Source organism: Rhodococcus sp. HM1 (assembly GCF_023218075.1).
Taxonomy (GTDB): Bacteria; Actinomycetota; Actinomycetes; order Mycobacteriales; family Mycobacteriaceae; genus Rhodococcus.
In genome coordinates, this window is sequence record NZ_JALPTB010000001.1 from 128168 (window position 1) to 144746 (window position 16579).

Sequence of the window (16579 nt, forward strand, 5' to 3'; positions counted from 1 at the left end):
CGCCATGGGTTCCTCGATCACCGTCGTCGGCGTCGGTGCGGACGGCTGGGACAGCATCACCTCCGAAGGGCAGGCGCAGGTGCTGCAGGCCGACGTGCTCATCGGCGGACGCCGGCACCTCGCACTGCTGCCGGACACGCCCGCTCTCCGCGAGCCGTGGCCGTCGCCGCTGCTCGCCGGTCTCGACGACCTGCTGGCGCGGCACGCCGGGAGCGACGTCGTCGTGGTCGCGTCCGGTGACCCGATGGTGTCGGGCATCGGCACCACGCTGATCCGCCGACTCGGATCCGGTGCCGTGCGGGTGATCCCGACGGTATCCTCCGTTGCGTTGGCCAGGGCCCGGATGGGTTGGGCCGCAGAGGATTGCGACACCGTCACCCTGGTGGGCCGCCACGTCGGCACATTGCGCCGCTATCTGACACGCGACCGCCGCCTCGTCGTATTGACCTCCGACGCCTCGGGTCCGGCGGAGGTGGCGCGACTGCTCGTCGACGCCGGTTTCGCAGACGCCCGCGTCACCGTGCTCGCAAACCTCGGACACCCCACCGACGAAACGCGCCGCGACGGGCGGGCCTCCGAGTTCGTCGACATGCCGGCCGCCGACCTGAACCTGCTGTGCATCGAATGTTGCGGAGCTGAAGGGCTTTCGACCACGCCGGGTCTGCCCGACGACTGTTTCGAGCACGACGGGCAACTCAGCAAACGTCCGATCCGCGTCGCGGCGGTGTGCGCGCTGGCCCCGAAGCCGGGTCAGCTGCTGTGGGACGTCGGGGCCGGTGCCGGGTCGGTGGGCATCGAGTGGGCCCGCACCGATCCGCGCTGCCGCACCGTCGCGCTCGAGCACAACGACGCCCGCGCCGACGCAATCGAACGCAACGCCGCCCGGCTCGGCGTCCCGACCGCGGTGCAGGTCGTGCGTGGTGACGCCCCCGCGGCGCTGACCGGACTCGAGACGCCCGACGCGATCTTCGTCGGCGGCGGGGGCAGCCGGCCGGGGGTGCTCGACACCTGCTGGGATGCGCTGCGCCCCGGTGGCCGCCTCGTCGCGCACGCGGTGACGCTGGAGACCGAGGCGGTGCTGGTCGAGTGGTGGAAGCGCCGCGGGGGAGAACTCACGCGGCTGTCGGTCGAACACGCCGCCGCGATCGGAACGTTCACCGGCTGGCAGGCGCTGCGTCCGGTGGTGCAGTGGAGTGTCGTGAAAGGTGAAAAATGACAGTACATTTCGTGGGATCCGGCCCGGGTGCCGCCGACCTGCTGACGCTGCGGGCGGTTGCCCTGCTGCGCGAGGCGCCGACGGTGCTGTACGCGGGCACCTACCTGGACGAGGAGGTGCTGTCGCACTGCGCGGCCGGCGCCGAGCTGATCGACACCCGGAACCTCGATCTCGACGAGATCACCGCGCATCTCGTCGATGCGCACCGACGCGGACTCGACGCCGTGCGGCTGTGTTCCGGTGACCCGTCGCTGTATTCGGCGCTCACCGAACAGACCCGGCGACTCGACGCCGCGGGTGTGCCCTGGGACGTCACACCGGGGGTACCCGCGTACGCCGCGGCCGCCGCAACCCTCGGAACCGAACTGACCGTGCCCGAACTCGCGCAGACCGTCGTGCTCACCCGCACGCAGGCCCGCTCCACCAAGATGCCCGACACCGAGGCGCTCGCGAAGGTCGCGGGGATTCACGCGAGTCTCGTTCTGCACCTGGCGATCACGCGGATCCGCATGCTCGCGGAGGAGTTGAGCGCAGAATACGGGGCGGACTGCCCGGCCGCGGTCGTGGCGTTCGCGTCCCGGCCGAATCAGGTGGTGCTGCGCGGCACGCTCGCCGACATCGCCGATCTCGTCGAGGCGGCGGAACTCAAGCACACCGCAGTCATCCTCGTCGGCCGGGCACTCGGCATCCGCGAGCAGGCGGACGTCGCGTGCTCACATCTCTACGATCCGGCGCGCGACCGGGTGCGCTGACCTGCCCCTCCGCCCGAGCGAGCGGTACACTCACTCGCTCAGATCGACTGAATGTACCGTTCGCTCGGAAGAACGGGAGAGAAATCCCGGCCCCTGCCCTCGGCCCCTCGTTCAGTCGTCGGCAGCGACGGTGCCCACGGCCGCCTTCACGGCCGCGATGATTCCCTGATAGCCGGTGCAGCGGCAGATGTTCCCGGACAGCGCTTCCCGGATCTCGTCGTCGGTCGGGGACGGGTTGTCCCGCAGGAATGCGCTCGCGGTGACGACGAAACCCGGTGTGCAGAAGCCGCACTGGAGACCGTGGTGATCGCGGAACGCGGCCTGGACCGGTGACAGCGTGCCGTCGGGTTCGGCGATCCCCTCGATGGTCGTGATCTCGGAACCGTCGGCCTGCACCGCGAACACCAGGCACGCGCGGACCGCTTCCCCGTCGAGCATCACGGTGCAGGCGCCGCAGACCCCGTGCTCGCAACCGAGATGTGTTCCGGTCAAACCGCAGTCGACGCGAAGGAAATCGGCGAGGGTCAGCCGCGGAGGCACGGTGCGGCGAAAGCTCGTGCCGTTGATCCGGACCTCGATGTCGACGTCAGCCATGCGTTGCCTCCTCCACGGCGCGCTGCCATGCGCGCGCCACCATTGCCGTGCCGACACGCTTGCGGTACTCGACCGGACCGTGCAGGTCCTCGGAGATCGACTCGACACCGGCAAGAACGTCCCGGGCCACCATCTCCGGATCCTGCTCGGCCACAGCCCCGCCGGTGAGAGCCTGTTCGACGACGGTCGCGCGGGTTGCGGTGGGACCCAGCCCGAACGTGGTGATCGCACACCGTTCGATCGTCGAGTCCTCGGCGAGAGTCAACGCGACCAGCGCACCCGCGACCGCGAAATCGCCGCTGCGACGGGTGAACTCCTCGATCGCGTAGCCGCTGCGGGCCGGTGCGACCGGGAAGGTGATACCGGTGATCAGTTCGTCCTCGGCGAGGTCGGTGCTCCACATGCCGGTGAAGAACTGCGACGCGGGGATCGTGCGGGTACCGCCGGGCGACAGCGTCTCGATCTCGGCGTCGAGTGTCAGCGCGACGGCCGGGTATTCGCCGGCGCCGTCCGCGTGGGCGATCGACCCGCCGATCGTGCCCCGGTTGCGGATCTGGAAGTGCCCGATCAGCGGGGTGGCGCGCGACAGCAGCGGCACCGCAGTCCGGATCTGCTCGGACCGGCCGACCGTGCTGTGCGTGGTACCGGCGCCGATCCACACCGAATCGCCGCGAACTTCGATGCCGCGCAAGGTCTGTACGCGGCGCAGGTCGACGAGGTGCTCGAACACGGCCAGCCGCAGGTTGAGCATCGGCATCAGGGACTGTCCGCCGGCGATGAACTTCGCTTCGTCGCCGAGTTCGCTGATCAGTGCGACGGCTTCCTCGGCGGTCGCGGGCGCGTGGTAGTCGAACGCTGCCGGTTTCATGCCGTCACCGTCCGGGCCTGCTCGATCATCGACACGATGGTCGACGGGGTCAGCGGCAGCCGGGTGATCTCGACTCCGAAGGGGGAGAGGGCATCTGCGACCGCGTTGACGACCGCGGGCGACGATCCGATCGCGCCGCCTTCGCCGACGCCCTTGTGGCCGCCCGGTCCGGGACTCGGTGTTTCGATGTGCCCGAGTTCGATGTCGGGGACCTCCGTGGTGGTCGGCAGCAGGTAATCCATGAACGTGGTGGTCACGGGGTTGCCGGTCTCGTCGTAGGCCAGGTGCTCGTAGAGGGCGCCGCCGATGCCCTGCACCGTGCCGCCCCAGATCTGGCCCTCGACGACGTTGGGGTTGATCATGGGGCCGCAGTCCTCGCTGACGATGTAGCGCAGGAACTTCACCGCACCGGTCGCGATGTCGACCTCGACCGTGCACAGGTGCGTCGCGTTGGCCCAGATCATCATGTTCTCGGCGCGGTAGCGGCCGCTCGCCTCCAGCCCCGGGGGCACACCCGGCGGCAGTGTCTCGGTCTGGAAGTACGCGATGTCCGCGATCTCCTGCAGCGACAGCCCGGCTCCCGGCACGCCGCGGACCGTCGCGCGGCTCTCGGCGAGTTCGATGTCCTCCGGGGCGGCTTCGAGGCGGTGCGCGGCGATCGCGAGGATACGTTCACGCAGTACCGACGCGGTCTCACCGACCGCGCCGGCGGTCATCGCCCCTGAGCGGCTACCGCCCGTGCCGGCACCGAACGGCGAGACGGCCGTGTCGCCCTGGATGGTGTTGACGTCGGAGAGGGCGACGCCGAGCGCGTCGGCGGTCAGCTGGACGACGGTGGTTTCGAGGCTGTTGCCCGACGACCCGCCCGCGACGTAGACGTTGACCTTGCCCGACGGTTCGATGCGGATGGTCGCGCCCTCGGTGCTGTGGAACGGGGTTGCGCCGGCGGTGGGTTCGAGGTAGGTGCAGGTGCCGACGCCGATGTAGCGGCTCTCGGCGCGGGCCTGCTCCTGTTCGCGGCGGAACGCGTCGTAGTCGAGCATGGCCAGTGCCTGCTCGAAGGTCTCGCGCGGGGTGACGTCGCTGAACGGCATGCCGGTCGGTGCCGCGACCGGGAATTCGTCGCTGCTGTACATGTTCCGGCGCCGGAGTTCGGCGGGGTCGAGGCCGATGCGCCGGGCTGCGCTGTCCAGCAGCACTTCTCGTGCCATGGACTCGTACTGCCACGGACCCCGGTAGGCGACGCGGCCGACGGTGTTGGTGTAGTGCAGTTTCAGGCTGAACGTCGCGGCGGGGATGCGGTAGGGGCCGGGGAAGAGCATGCCGACGGCGGATGCGGCGGTGATCGGGGACGGGATCGGGTAGGCGCCGACGTTCTGCACGTGGTCGAGCGTCGCGGCGAGGATCCTGCCGTCGGCGTCGAACGCCATGCGGGCCTCGCCGTGTTCCTGCCGTGCCATGCCTGCGGACATCATGTGTTCCTGCCGGTCCTCGATCCACTTGACCGCGAACGGCAACATCGTCGCCGCGAGCATGATGCAGATGTCCTCGCGCTGTGGCACGACCTTCTGTCCGAATCCGCCGCCGGTGTCGCGCATGAGCACGCGGACCCGGTGTTCGTCGATGCCGAGCAGCTTCGCGCAGAACGCGCGGACCTCGTGCGGCGACTGGGTCGACGCCCAGATCGTCATCTCTCCGGTCGATTTCGTCCACTCGGCGACCAGGCCGCGCGTCTCCATCGGCACCGCGATGTAGGCCTGCTGATGGATGGTCCGGCTCACGACGTGCGGGGCCTCGTCGAAGATGCGCAGCAGGTCCTCGGACGGCGGGATCGCCATGCCGCCGGCGTTGTTGCCGGGGAACTGTGCGTGGACGAGTTCCTCGTTCGTGTCGGCGGTGGCGTAGTCGACGACGGGGGTCAGCGCGTCGTAGTCGACGGCGACGAGTTCGGCGGCGTCCTCGGCGATGTAGCGGTCGCGGGCGATGACCAGCGCGACCGGGTCGCCGACGAACCGGACCTCGTCCTCGGCGAGCGGCGGCCAGTTCAGGCTCGGCATGAACGGCCCGTCCAGCGCGTACTTCTGCTCGTGGACGCGCGGGTTGAGATCGGACGCGACGAACACCGCGTGCACGCCGTCGAGTGCCTCGGCCTCGCTGGTGTCGATCGAGAGGATTCTGCCGCGGGGAATCGGGCTGCGGACGAAGCACGCGTGGAACATGCCCGGGCGGGTCACGTCGTCGACGAACAACCCGGCTCCTGTGAGCAACCGAGGGTCCTCGACGCGTGGAACGCGGGTACCGACATAACAGGACGGAACTGCGGGGGTCACGCTCACTCGTCACCTCGGACTTCGCACGAACAAGGACGCTGGACGGTCGAGATCGCTGTGTGCTGAGCACTTGTTTAGCATCAGCTCGAAAGAGATGTCAATCACATTCTCCTTATTGGAGAGTGTGAATTGCCTGCATGGCCCGCCTCGAACCGGGAGCGTTCTTGACGGGCAAGGGGTGAACGACGTTCACTGGGGCGCGGTGAACATCGTTCACCCCTTGCGAGCGATGGAGAACACCGTGACCCCAGATCATCCGAGCCCCTCGGCGGGCACCCCCGCGCCGGTACGGTCCGGTACCGCCGTCACCGCGCTGCTGAGCCTGGCAGGGCTCGTCGTCGCGCTGCAGACCACCCTCGTGGTCCCGCTGCTGCCGAACCTGCCGGGCATCCTGAACGTCAGCGACGGCGACGCCACCTGGCTCGTCACGATCACGCTGCTCACCGGCGCGGTTACGACGCCCATCGTCTCGCGCATGGCCGACATGTACGGCAAGCGCCGGATGATGGTCCTGTGCCTGTCGATGATGGTGCTCGGCTCCCTGATCGCCGCCCTCGGTGGCACCTACATCGCGGTCCTCGTCGGCCGCGGCTTCCAGGGTTTCTCCTCCGCGCTGATCCCGGTCGCGATGGCGGTCCTGCGTGACCTGCTCCCGCGCGAGAAGGTGGCAGCCGCCGTCGCCCTGGTCAGCGCCACGATGGGTATCGGCGGCGCACTCGGCCTGCCGGCCGCGGGCCTGCTGTTCGACCACCTGGGCTGGGCCTCGGTGTTCTGGATCTCCGCCGCCGCGGGCACCCTGCTGCTGACCGGCATTCTGATCCTCGTTCCGGCCGGCGTCACCGGTACCCGCGGCCGGTTCGACGTCGCCGGCGCGATCCTGCTCTCGCTCGCCCTGATTGCGCTGCTGCTCGGCATCTCGAAGGGACCGGCCTGGGGCTGGACCAGCCCGCGCATCCTGCTGAGCCTCGCGGCCGCCGTCGTCGTCCTCACCGTGTGGGTTCCCTACGAACTGCGCGTGAAGGCGCCGATGGTCGACCTGCGGGTCTCGATGTACCGCCCGGTGCTGCTCACGAACATCGCGGGCTTGTTCGTCTCGTTCGCCGCGTACGCCAACACCCTGGCGACGACCCAGCAGCTGCAGCTGCCCGAGGCCACCGGATTCGGATTCGGGCTCAGCGCCGCGACCGCGGGCCTGTGCATGGTGCCCGGCGGCCTGGCCATGATGATCTTCTCGCCCGCGTCGGCCCGGATCACCGCGCGGTTCGGTGCCCGCGCGACGCTGGTCGCGGCGACCCTCCTGATGACCTTCGCCTACACCTTCCGCATGACCTTCGACGACACCGTCGTGCTCATCGTCGTGGGCAGCGTCCTGGGGAGTATCGGCAACGCGGTGGCCTTCGCGACCATGCCGGCGCTCATCATGAGTTCGGTGCCGTTGAGCGAAACCGCCGCCGCCAACGGCGTCAACGCGCTGCTGCGCACCGTCGGCTCGTCGGGCATGAGCGCCGTCGTCGCCGCGCTGCTGACCGCAATCACCATCGACGTCGCGGGACAGACCCTGCCCGGGCACGGCGCGTTCGTCGCGATGTTCGGCGTCGCCGCCACCGCGACCCTCTTGGCTACCCTGGCCGGTGTGTTCCTTCCGAAGCCCACCCGTGCCCGCGCAGAACAGGTGACCATCCCGGAATCCGTCCGGGCAGGATCGTGACCGACCGGACGACGCGCGACGTCATCCTCGACGTCGCGCGGCAGTTGTTCACCGAACGCGGATTCACCTCGACGACGATCCGTGACATCGCCGAACGCGCCGGTGTCTCACCGGCATTGGTGATGAAACTGACCGGCAGCAAGGCCCAGCTCTTCGAGGCCGCGGTCCCGGATGCGCCGAACGTCGGCGAACCCGACCATCCCGCCGAGCCGCTCGGCCACCGGATGGCCCGGGCACTCGTCGAACGCCGCGATACCGGCGACTTCGAATTCTGGGCGATGGCGCCGTTCCTGCTGCAGGAAGCGCCCGACCGGGAGGAGGCACGCGCGAAGATGGCGGCGCGGTTCGTGCCGCGCATCGCGACCGTGATCGGTGAGGACACCCCGGAGAAGGTCCGCGCGCGGCTCGTCGTCACGTTGCTCCTCGGGCTGGCAAGCGGGCTGCGAACCTTCGAACTCGTCACCCCCGACGTCATCGAGAGCCGTCGGCTGATCGACACCTACGGCGCGCTCATCCAATCGATCATCGACGACCCGACACTCTGACCTCTCCAGGCGCTTACCGCACGGATCGGGCCGTCCACACGGCACCCGAGGACGTTACCGAAGTACCTGCGGCGCCGACGATCACGAGGCATTTCATGTCGATTGTCGCCGGATCCAGCTTCTCGAGCGTGGTGACCTCGAGAGACTCCCCGGGCCGGCCAACGTCCCGGCCGACGACGACCACGGTGTCGGCCGGGCGGTGCCGCAGCAGCACCGTCTTGGCGTCGGCGACCTGCGTCGTGCGCGACCGCGACGCCGGGTTGTAGATGCCGAGGACCAGATCCGCCTGCGCGACAGCGACGAGGCGTTTCTCGATGACCGGCCACGGCTTGAGCCGGTCGGACAGGCTCATCACCGCGAAGTCGCCACCGATGGGGGCACCGGCGCGCGCGGCGACAGCCTGGATCGCGGACACACCCGGGATCACCCGGACCGGAACCGCTGCGTAGCGGTCGTCCTGCGCGGCCTCGAACACCGCCGACGCCATGCCGAACACGCCCGCGTCGCCGCCGGACACGACCGCGACCTTCTCGCCCCTCAGTGCCAGCTCGAGAGCAAAGCGCGCGCGGTCCACCTCGACGGTATTTCCGCTCGAATGACGGTGCAGCCCCGGACGAACCGGCACCCGATCCACATAAGGCCCGTACCCGATCACATGATCCACGTCGGCGAGCGCCGCGGAAGCCTCCGGGGTCAGCCACCGCTCGTCGGCGGGACCCAGCCCGATCACCAGCAGCTCCTGCGCCGCAGGCAGTTCCGGATTCTGTACGACCTCGGGTCGGGAACGGTCGGCGGTGTCACGATTGCGCGGCGCCCGGTCGCCGGGCGCCAGGATCACCGAGAAGTACGGCACCGCATCGGGATCCACCTCAGCGGCCGGTGCGATGCGCTGGCCACCCATCGACGCGCGTTCGACATAGACGGCGTCGTCGAGCCGGCCGGCCTGGGCGAGGGCGTTGCGCACGGCGGGAAAGGTCCGGCCCAGCTTCATGATCACGGCGCCGTCCGTGTCGGCGAGGCGCCGCGCCAGTTCCGGTTCCGGCAGGGTGCCGGGCAGGATCGTGAGCACGTCGGTGCGTCGCACGAGCGGTTCCGCGGCTGCGGCGGCCGCGGCGGAGAACGACGTCACGCCCGGAACGACTTCGGCAGCATGCTGTTCCGAGAGTCGATCGTGCAGGTACATGTAGGAGCCGTAGAACAGCGGATCGCCTTCGCAGAGCACGACGACCGTCCGGCCGGCGTCGAGGTGTGCCGCGAGCCGTCCGGCGCAGTCGTCGTAGAAGTCGGCGATCGCGCCGTCGTACCCGCCGGGGTGGTCGGTGGTGCCGGTCGTCACCGGATACACCAGCGGTTCCTCGAGTGCGCCGTCCGGGATGAGTTCGGCAGCAATGGATCGTGCGATGGATCGGCCGTGCGTGCCGGAGTGGTACGCGATGACGTCGGCCTCGCCGATCAGCCTCGCCGCCTTGCGGGTGATCAGTTCGGGATCGCCGGGGCCGAGACCCACGCCGTAGAGTCGTCCGGTGCTCATTCCTGCTCCTGCGCCAGTGCATTGAGTGCGGACGACGCCATCGCCGACCCGCCGCGTCGTCCCCGGACCGCGAGGAACGGGATCTGCAGTTCGTGTTCGATCAGGGCTTCCTTCGACTCCGCGGCACCGATGAAGCCGACCGGCACACCGACGATGGCGGCCGGTCGCGGGGCGCCCGCGTCGAGCATCTCGAGCAGGTGGAACAGGGCGGTGGGTGCGTTGCCGATCGCGACGACCGCGTTCGCGAGGTGCTCGGCCCACAGCGACACCGCCGCCGCGGACCGGGTTGTACCCCACCGTTCGGCGAGGCCCGGCACCCGGGGATCGCCGAGCAGACACAGCACCGGGTTGTCCGCCGGCAGCCGTTTGCGGGTCACGCCGCTGGCGACCATGTTCGCGTCGGTGAGGATCGGGGCACCGGAGTTCAGTGCGTTCCGTGCCGCCCCGACCAATCCGGGATGGATGACCAGATCGCGGGTCAGGTCGGTCTGGCCGCTCGCGTGGATCATCCGCACCGCGACCTTCTCCGCGTCGGCCGGGATGCCCGAAAGGTCGGACTCGGCGCGGATCGTCGCGAACGAGCGAACGTAGATCTCGGCGCCGTCGGTTTCGTACTCGTACCGGCGGGGTGGGGGTGTCTCGATCACATGGAACTCCTGGCGACGACGAGGGTATGGGGAAAATGTGGTGCGCCGCAAGCACGTTCACATCCGACGATGTGGACATGCCGGGAAGGGGCCGGCCCCGCGACGGTTCGTCGGGCCACTTCTCGCGTATCGCTGCGGGCGAGACTACACCGGGGTGCGCCGGTGCACGCGGACACCCGAGACCACGGCGAATCCTCGGCAGCGTCGAATCCCACAGCCGTGAGCGCCTCCACGTCGGTGCCGGCGGGAAGGACGAGTCCGCGCCAGGGCGTGACGATCACACCGCGGTCCGGAAGTGCCGCGACCATCGACGGCGTCAGGATTCCCAGGGGAACCCGGACGGACAGGGCGCCGTCGAGAACCCCGTACGGCATTCGGGACCTCTCCGGGCGGGGGAGCGGTGCGGTACCACCCAGTTCGCGGCCCTCACCGGGCAGTTGCCGCACGTTCCAGCGGGTTTCGCGGATCGCGACGAACCTCAGCGCGGTGTCGATCAGTGTCCGGACCGCGTCCGCAGTCGGGACGACCGGTCCGCTCAGGGCGCCGATCCCGATCCGCATCCGATCCGAATCGAGCGCCGTCGCGGACAGATCGCACCGGAGACCGGCGACGTCGCCGCGGCCGTCGTCGACACCGAACAGGAACCGGCCCGGCAGGTCGGCGAGCGCCGGTTCGCGGCACAGCGCAGCGTCGAGTGCACCGATGATCGGGCGCACATCCGCGAACCCTCCGGTGAGTCCCGACAGCGGGGACGCGACGATGTTGCGGACCCGTTCGTGGCTCGCGGACGGGAGGAACCCGGCCGTCGCGACCGATTCGATCAAGCCGGTGGGCACGCCGCCGCACTCGTCGACGACGACACCTCTGACCTGCAGGTTTCCCCGAGAGGTGAGGTGTACGTCGCCGTCCGCGAATGCGCGTGAGGCCGCCGCGAGGAGTCGCAGACCCCCGTCGGGAAGACGCCCGCCCGGGGCGCGAACGCGCACCAGTGCGCCGTCCGCGGCGAGGTGCGGCCGCAGCAGGCCGGGGCAGCGATCCGGAGGGAGATGGTCGGCCGAATGGTCCGTCATGGGCGCACATGGTTGCACACCTGCCGAAATCGTGCGCTAGGCTCGGCGTGCCGTGGTGCTCGGGAAGCCGGTGGGAAACCGGCGCGGCCCTCGCCACTGTGAGCGGGTAGTTGTTCGCCCTCGTCCGTGCCGGTTCGCCGGTGCGGAGACCACTGGAGTCACCTCCGGGAAGGTCGGCCGAGCAGCGTCGATCCGTCAGCCAGGAGACCGGCCACGGCACGCGAGGTCCACGAGGGTTTGGAGACTGAACATGGCTGTATTCGTGCTGTTCCGGGGCGCGCAGTGCCGCGCCTGACGTTGCTGTCGACGTCCGACACCGACCTGCTGTCGGCGCGGGCCGGTGGCGCCGACTGGGTGATCGGCAATCCGTCCCGGCTGGACCTCTCCGGCGAGTCCCCGGCGGCGCTGCCCGCGCTGCTGGAGGGCTCCGACCTGGTGGTCGTGCGGATCCTCGGATCCGCGCGTTCCTGGCAGGACGGGCTCGACCGGGTTCTCGCACAAGGGGTCCCGGTCGTCGTCCTCGGTGGGGAGCAAACCCCCGACGGCGAACTGATGAGCTACTCGACCGTGCCGATCGGGATCGCGGCCGAAGCACACCGGTATCTCGCCTACGGCGGACCTGCGAATCTGGCCCGGTTGCACGCATTCCTGTCGGATACCGTGCTTCTCGGCGGCGACGGATTCGAAGCCCCGGCGGCGCTGCCCGAATGGGGTGTCGCGGAGCGTCCTGCGCTTGCGCCCGGCGGCTTGCCGAGGGTGGGGGTGGTCTTCTACCGCGCCCACCACACCAGCGGAAACGTCCGATTCGCACACGATCTCGCGGATGCGATCGACGCGACCGGACGAGCGCAGGCCGTGGTGATCCACTGCGCCTCGTTGCGCGGGGCACCCGACGATCTGCTCGCCGAACTCGGCAGCCTCGACGCCCTGGTGGTGACGGTGCTCGCGGCCGGCGGCACCCGCCCGGCGACCGTCGGCGCGGGCGGGGACGACGAGGCGTGGGACGTCGCGGCGCTGGCCGCTCTCGACATCCCGATCCTGCAGGCGCTGTGCCTGACCTGGAGTCGCGACAGCTGGGCCGACTCGGACGACGGTGTCTCCCCGCTGGATTCGGCCACCCAGATCGCGGTTCCCGAATTCGACGGCCGGATCATCACGGTGCCGTTCTCGTTCAAGGAGTTCGACGCCGACGGCCTGCCGCGGTACGTCACCGATCCTGAACGTTGCGCCAGGGTCGCGGGAATCGCGGTAGCCCACGCGCGATTGCGGCACGTGCCGCAATCGCAGCGCCGCATCGCGATCATGCTCTCTGCCTACCCGACGAAACATTCCCGCGTGGGAAACGCGGTGGGTCTGGACACGCCGGTCTCGGCGATCCGTCTGCTCCGGGCGATGCGCGAACAGGGCTACGACCTGGGCGAGGGCTTCCCCGGCATGGATCTGGCGGACGATACGGAGGCCGGAAATGCCCTGATCCACGCGCTCATCGACGCCGGCGGTCAGGACGAGGAGTGGCTCACCGCCGACCAGCTGTCCGGTAATCCGGTGCGCGTCACCGCCGAGCGGTATCGCGAGTGGACGAAGGACCTGCCCGCGGAGCTGACCGACGCGATGACCGAGGCGTGGGGTGAGGCACCCGGGTCGTTGTTCGTCGACGGCGAAGGCGACGACAAGGCCATCGTCCTCGCGACCCTGCAGGCCGGCAACGTGGTGCTGATGATCCAGCCGCCCCGCGGATTCGGGGAGAACCCGGTCGCGATCTACCATGACCCGGACATGGCTCCCTCCCATCACTACCTGGCCGCATACCGTTGGGTGGAGCGCGGATTCGAGGCCGACGCGGTCGTGCACCTCGGCAAGCACGGTTCGATGGAGTGGCTGCCCGGAAAGAACGCGGGACTGTCGGCGGCGTGCGCGACCGACGCCGCGATCGGGAACCTGCCGCTGATCTACCCGTTCCTCGTCAACGACCCCGGTGAGGGCGCGCAGGCCAAGAGGCGCGCGCACGCGACGATCGTCGACCACCTGATCCCGCCCATGGCGCGCGCCGAATCCTACGGCGACATCGCACGTCTGGAGCAACTGCTCGACGAGTACTCGAACATCGCGGCGATGGATCCGGCGAAACTCCCGGCGATCCGCGCCCAGATCTGGACGCTGATCCAGGCCGCGAAACTCGACCACGACCTCGGCCTGGACGGCCGGCCGCACGACGCCGAGTTCGACGACTTCCTGCTGCACGTGGACGGGTGGCTGTGCGAGGTCAAGGACGCCCAGATCCGCGACGGACTGCACGTGCTCGGCGGTGCTCCCGTGGGCGAGGCGCGTGTGAATCTGGTGCTGTCCATCCTGCGGGCCGCCCAGGTGTGGGGTGGCAAATCGCACGCCGTGCCGGGTCTGCGTGCTGCGCTGGGTCTGAAGCCCGATGCGCCGCTGACCGAGGTCGACGCCGTCGAATCGCAGGCCCGGTCGCTCGTCCAGGCGATGGAGGACGGCGGGTGGGTACCCGAAATCGCCTCGTCCACCGTGGAATCCGTGCTCGGGCACACTGATGCCGAGGTCGCTCGGGTGCTCGGATTCGCCGCCGAGCAGGTCGTGCCGCGGCTCGCGCAGACGACCGGCGAACTCGACGCCGTGCTCCACGCTCTCGACGGCGGCTATGTCCCCGCCGGGCCGTCCGGCTCACCGCTGCGCGGTTTGGTGAACGTGCTGCCGACGGGACGCAATTTCTACACCGTCGACCCGAAGGCGGTGCCGAGCCGTCTCGCCTACGACACCGGTGTCGCTCTCGCGAACGCCCTGGTCGAACGCTATCTCGCGGATACCGGGAGCTACCCGCGGTCGGTGGGACTGTCGGTATGGGGGACATCCGCGATGCGCACCTCCGGCGACGACATCGCCGAAGTCCTGGCGCTGATCGGTGTCCGGCCGGAATGGGACGCCGAATCCCGCCGGGTTCGAGAGCTGACCGTGATTTCGCTCGAGGAACTCGGCCGTCCCCGCATCGACGTCACCGTCCGCATCTCCGGGTTCTTCCGTGACGCCTTCCCGCACGTGATCGGGATGCTCGACGACGCGATCCGCATGGTCGCGGCGCTCGACGAGCCCGATGACCTGAACTATGTTCGCGCCCACGCCGAGCGGGACAAGGCAGAGCACGGTGATCCGGAGCGCGCGGTGCGGCGGATCTTCGGGTCGAAACCCGGGTCCTACGGCGCGGGCATCCTGCAGCTCGTCGACTCCGGCAACTGGCGTACCGACGAGGACCTCGCCGAGGTGTACACCGCGTGGGGTGGATTCGCGTACGGCCGGAACGTGCACGGCGAGCCCGCCGCCGAGGACATGCGCGCCAACTACCGGCGCATCGCGGTCGCGGCGAAGAATACCGACACCCGCGAACACGACATCGCCGACTCGGACGACTACTTCCAGTACCACGGCGGCATGGTCGCGACCGTGCGCGCGCTGACCGGCAGCGACCCCGAGGCGTACATCGGTGATTCGACGACGCCGGACGCCGTGCGCACCCGGTCGCTGTCGGAGGAGACCGCGCGGGTGTTCCGGGCACGCGTGGTCAATCCGCGGTGGCTCGCGGCGATGCGCCGGCACGGCTACAAGGGCGCGTTCGAACTGGCGGCGACCGTCGACTACCTATACGGGTACGATGCGACCGCAGGCGTCGTCGCCGACTGGATGTACGAGACCCTGGCGCAGACCTACGCCCTCGACCCGGAGAACCAGCGGTTCCTGCGCGAGGCGAACCCGTGGGCGTTGCGGGGCATCGTCGAACGCCTCACCGAGGCGGCCGATCGCGGGCTGTGGGCCGAGCCGGACCCGTCGACGATGCAGGCGCTGCAGCAGGCCTACCTCGACGTCGAGGGAGACCTCGAGGACCGCGGATGAGGGTGCGCCTCATCGGGATCGGCCCCGGCGGACCGGACGATCTGACGGTCGCCGCGGTGCACGCGCTCAACGAGGTGGACGTGTTCCTCGTCGCGGACAAGCAGCGCGGCGTGGACGATCTGGTGTCGGTGCGCGAGGAGATCTGCCGACGGCATATCACCGGCGACCACCGGATCGTCGTCGTTCCGGACCCACCCCGCGATCGGGCACCGGAACGGTACGGCGACGAGGTGCGGGACTGGCATGCCGCCCGCGCGCAGGTCTACGAGACGGTCCTGCGCGAACAGGTACGTGACGGCGAGACGGCCGGGTTCCTCGTCTGGGGCGATCCGAGCCTGTACGACAGCACGATTCGCGTGATCGAACGGATCCGCGATCGTGGGGTCGTCGATCTCGACTACGACGTGATCCCCGGCGTCAGCAGCGTGCAGATGCTCGCCGCGCGGCATCGATTGGTGCTCAACAGGATCGGCGGTCCGGTCACGATCACGACCGGCCGCCGCCTTTCGCGTGAGGTCGCGGCGGGCGGCGACAACCTCGTCGTGATGCTCGACGGCGATCTCTCGTGCACGGAACTGCCCGGGGAATGGGACATCTGGTGGGGTGCGAACCTCGGTACGTCCGACGAGGAACTCGTCGCCGGACGTCTGTCCGACGTGCGCGGGCACATCGAGGCCGCGCGGTTGCGGTCGAAGGCCGCGCGCGGCTGGGTGATGGACACCTACCTGCTGCGACGAGCCTGACCCGAATCTATCGCTGCGCGAACAGGACCGCCGGGCGTGGCCCGGTGTCGGTGGGAGACTTGCTCAGCACGACGGGCAGCCACTGTGAGGTGAGTGCGGCCATCGCGAGCCAGGCCAGCATCATCCCGAACGACGGCGAATGCGGCGCCGGTGTTTCCATCCCGTTCTGCGACCAGTATCCGAACAGACCGAACAGCGAGGACAGGCCCGAGCCGAGCATCGCTGCCACCGCCAGGCGCCACCGACGCAGGCACAGTGCGGCGCTCGAGATCCCGACCCCGAACACGGTCGCCAGGGTCATGAACAGACGCATCGGAACCGTCACGGGCGCGTCCGCACCGAACCAACCGGCGAGCACGGTCCACGATGCTGCGCTTTCGGTCTGGGGCAGGAGCAACGCGACGACCAGCACGAGCACGCATCCGGCGAGCACCCACTGCCGGCGACCGGCACGGAACTCACCGGCGACCTTCTTCTCGATGCGGGCGAACTCGTGGCGGTAGGCGGACAGGTCGTCGCTCACCGGTACTCCTCCTCGCTCAGGGCACAAGGTCCCCAGTATGCCCCGGCGCCCCTGGTGAGGGGTTCGTGGGGTCGGGCGAACAGATCCTCGGTGCCGCCGATCGCGAGCAGGGGGCGCCGAATTCTGCACGCAAGCGATGTCGGCTGTGT

At 69.5% G+C, this 16579-nt stretch carries 13 protein-coding genes and 1 riboswitch; of the genes, 6 read left to right on the forward strand and 7 right to left on the reverse strand.

Translation table 11 applies throughout. The annotated features are described in order from the left end of the window. The first annotated feature begins 4 nt into the window (after window positions 1-4). The gene (gene cbiE / locus M1M07_RS00615) at window positions 5-1216 is read left to right on the forward strand and encodes a precorrin-6y C5,15-methyltransferase (decarboxylating) subunit CbiE (RefSeq protein ID WP_197254900.1); all 1212 of its coding nucleotides are present in this window, start codon (window positions 5-7) and stop codon (window positions 1214-1216) included. After that, window positions 1213-1968, forward strand: coding sequence for a cobalt-precorrin-4/precorrin-4 C(11)-methyltransferase (locus M1M07_RS00620; protein ID WP_248672964.1), 756 nt, complete (start codon window positions 1213-1215; stop codon window positions 1966-1968). The genes cbiE and M1M07_RS00620 overlap by 4 nt, the downstream gene beginning before the upstream one ends. Window positions 1969-2079: 111 nt before the next feature. Here the strand turns inward: M1M07_RS00620 and M1M07_RS00625 are convergent, their stop codons facing one another. From M1M07_RS00625 to M1M07_RS00635, 3 genes are read right to left on the reverse strand one after another with little or no spacing between them, the layout of a single operon-like run. Continuing rightward, complete coding sequence (locus tag M1M07_RS00625) at window positions 2080-2562, reverse strand: (2Fe-2S)-binding protein (protein ID WP_248672965.1); 483 nt, start codon at window positions 2560-2562, stop codon at window positions 2080-2082. Continuing rightward, window positions 2555-3430: a xanthine dehydrogenase family protein subunit M gene (locus M1M07_RS00630; protein ID WP_197254903.1), complete on the reverse strand. Its 876-nt coding sequence runs from the start codon at window positions 3428-3430 to the stop codon at window positions 2555-2557. Before M1M07_RS00630 ends, M1M07_RS00625 begins: the two co-directional genes overlap by 8 nt. Beyond that, window positions 3427-5760, reverse strand: a complete 2334-nt coding sequence (locus M1M07_RS00635) for a xanthine dehydrogenase family protein molybdopterin-binding subunit (protein WP_248673021.1) — start codon at window positions 5758-5760, stop codon at window positions 3427-3429. Before M1M07_RS00635 ends, M1M07_RS00630 begins: the two co-directional genes overlap by 4 nt. 241 nt (window positions 5761-6001) lie before the next feature. On the opposite strand from M1M07_RS00635, the gene M1M07_RS00640 reads away from it, so the two are divergent. Continuing rightward, window positions 6002-7468, forward strand: a complete 1467-nt coding sequence (locus tag M1M07_RS00640) for an MFS transporter (protein ID WP_248672966.1) — start codon at window positions 6002-6004, stop codon at window positions 7466-7468. Continuing rightward, window positions 7465-8013 (forward strand): TetR/AcrR family transcriptional regulator, encoded by a 549-nt coding sequence (locus tag M1M07_RS00645; protein ID WP_197254907.1) that lies wholly within the window; start codon window positions 7465-7467, stop codon window positions 8011-8013. Before M1M07_RS00640 ends, M1M07_RS00645 begins: the two co-directional genes overlap by 4 nt. A gap of 13 nt (window positions 8014-8026) precedes the next feature. Here M1M07_RS00645 and M1M07_RS00650 read toward each other — a convergent pair whose 3' ends face one another. From M1M07_RS00650 to M1M07_RS00660, 3 genes are read right to left on the reverse strand one after another with little or no spacing between them, the layout of a single operon-like run. Next, window positions 8027-9544, reverse strand: coding sequence for a precorrin-2 C(20)-methyltransferase (locus tag M1M07_RS00650; protein WP_197254909.1), 1518 nt, complete (start codon window positions 9542-9544; stop codon window positions 8027-8029). Further along, window positions 9541-10191, reverse strand: a complete 651-nt coding sequence (locus M1M07_RS00655; RefSeq protein ID WP_197254910.1) for a precorrin-8X methylmutase — start codon at window positions 10189-10191, stop codon at window positions 9541-9543. Before M1M07_RS00655 ends, M1M07_RS00650 begins: the two co-directional genes overlap by 4 nt. Further along, the gene (locus M1M07_RS00660) at window positions 10188-11261 is read right to left on the reverse strand and encodes a cobalamin biosynthesis protein CobG (RefSeq protein ID WP_197254912.1); all 1074 of its coding nucleotides are present in this window, start codon (window positions 11259-11261) and stop codon (window positions 10188-10190) included. Before M1M07_RS00660 ends, M1M07_RS00655 begins: the two co-directional genes overlap by 4 nt. A 26-nt stretch (window positions 11262-11287) precedes the next feature. Continuing rightward, a riboswitch (cobalamin riboswitch) is annotated at window positions 11288-11492 on the forward strand. Between the two features lie 51 nt (window positions 11493-11543). Here M1M07_RS00660 and cobN point away from each other — a divergent pair. Together cobN and cobF are read left to right on the forward strand one after the other, a co-directional pair. After that, window positions 11544-15164 (forward strand): cobaltochelatase subunit CobN, encoded by a 3621-nt coding sequence (gene cobN / locus M1M07_RS00665; protein ID WP_248672967.1) that lies wholly within the window; start codon window positions 11544-11546, stop codon window positions 15162-15164. Further along, complete coding sequence (cobF, locus tag M1M07_RS00670; protein ID WP_248672968.1) at window positions 15161-15907, forward strand: precorrin-6A synthase (deacetylating); 747 nt, start codon at window positions 15161-15163, stop codon at window positions 15905-15907. The genes cobN and cobF overlap by 4 nt, the downstream gene beginning before the upstream one ends. 7 nt (window positions 15908-15914) lie before the next feature. Here the strand turns inward: cobF and M1M07_RS00675 are convergent, their stop codons facing one another. Continuing rightward, window positions 15915-16430: a hypothetical protein gene (locus tag M1M07_RS00675; RefSeq protein WP_248672969.1), complete on the reverse strand. Its 516-nt coding sequence runs from the start codon at window positions 16428-16430 to the stop codon at window positions 15915-15917. Window positions 16431-16579: the final 149 nt, after the last annotated feature.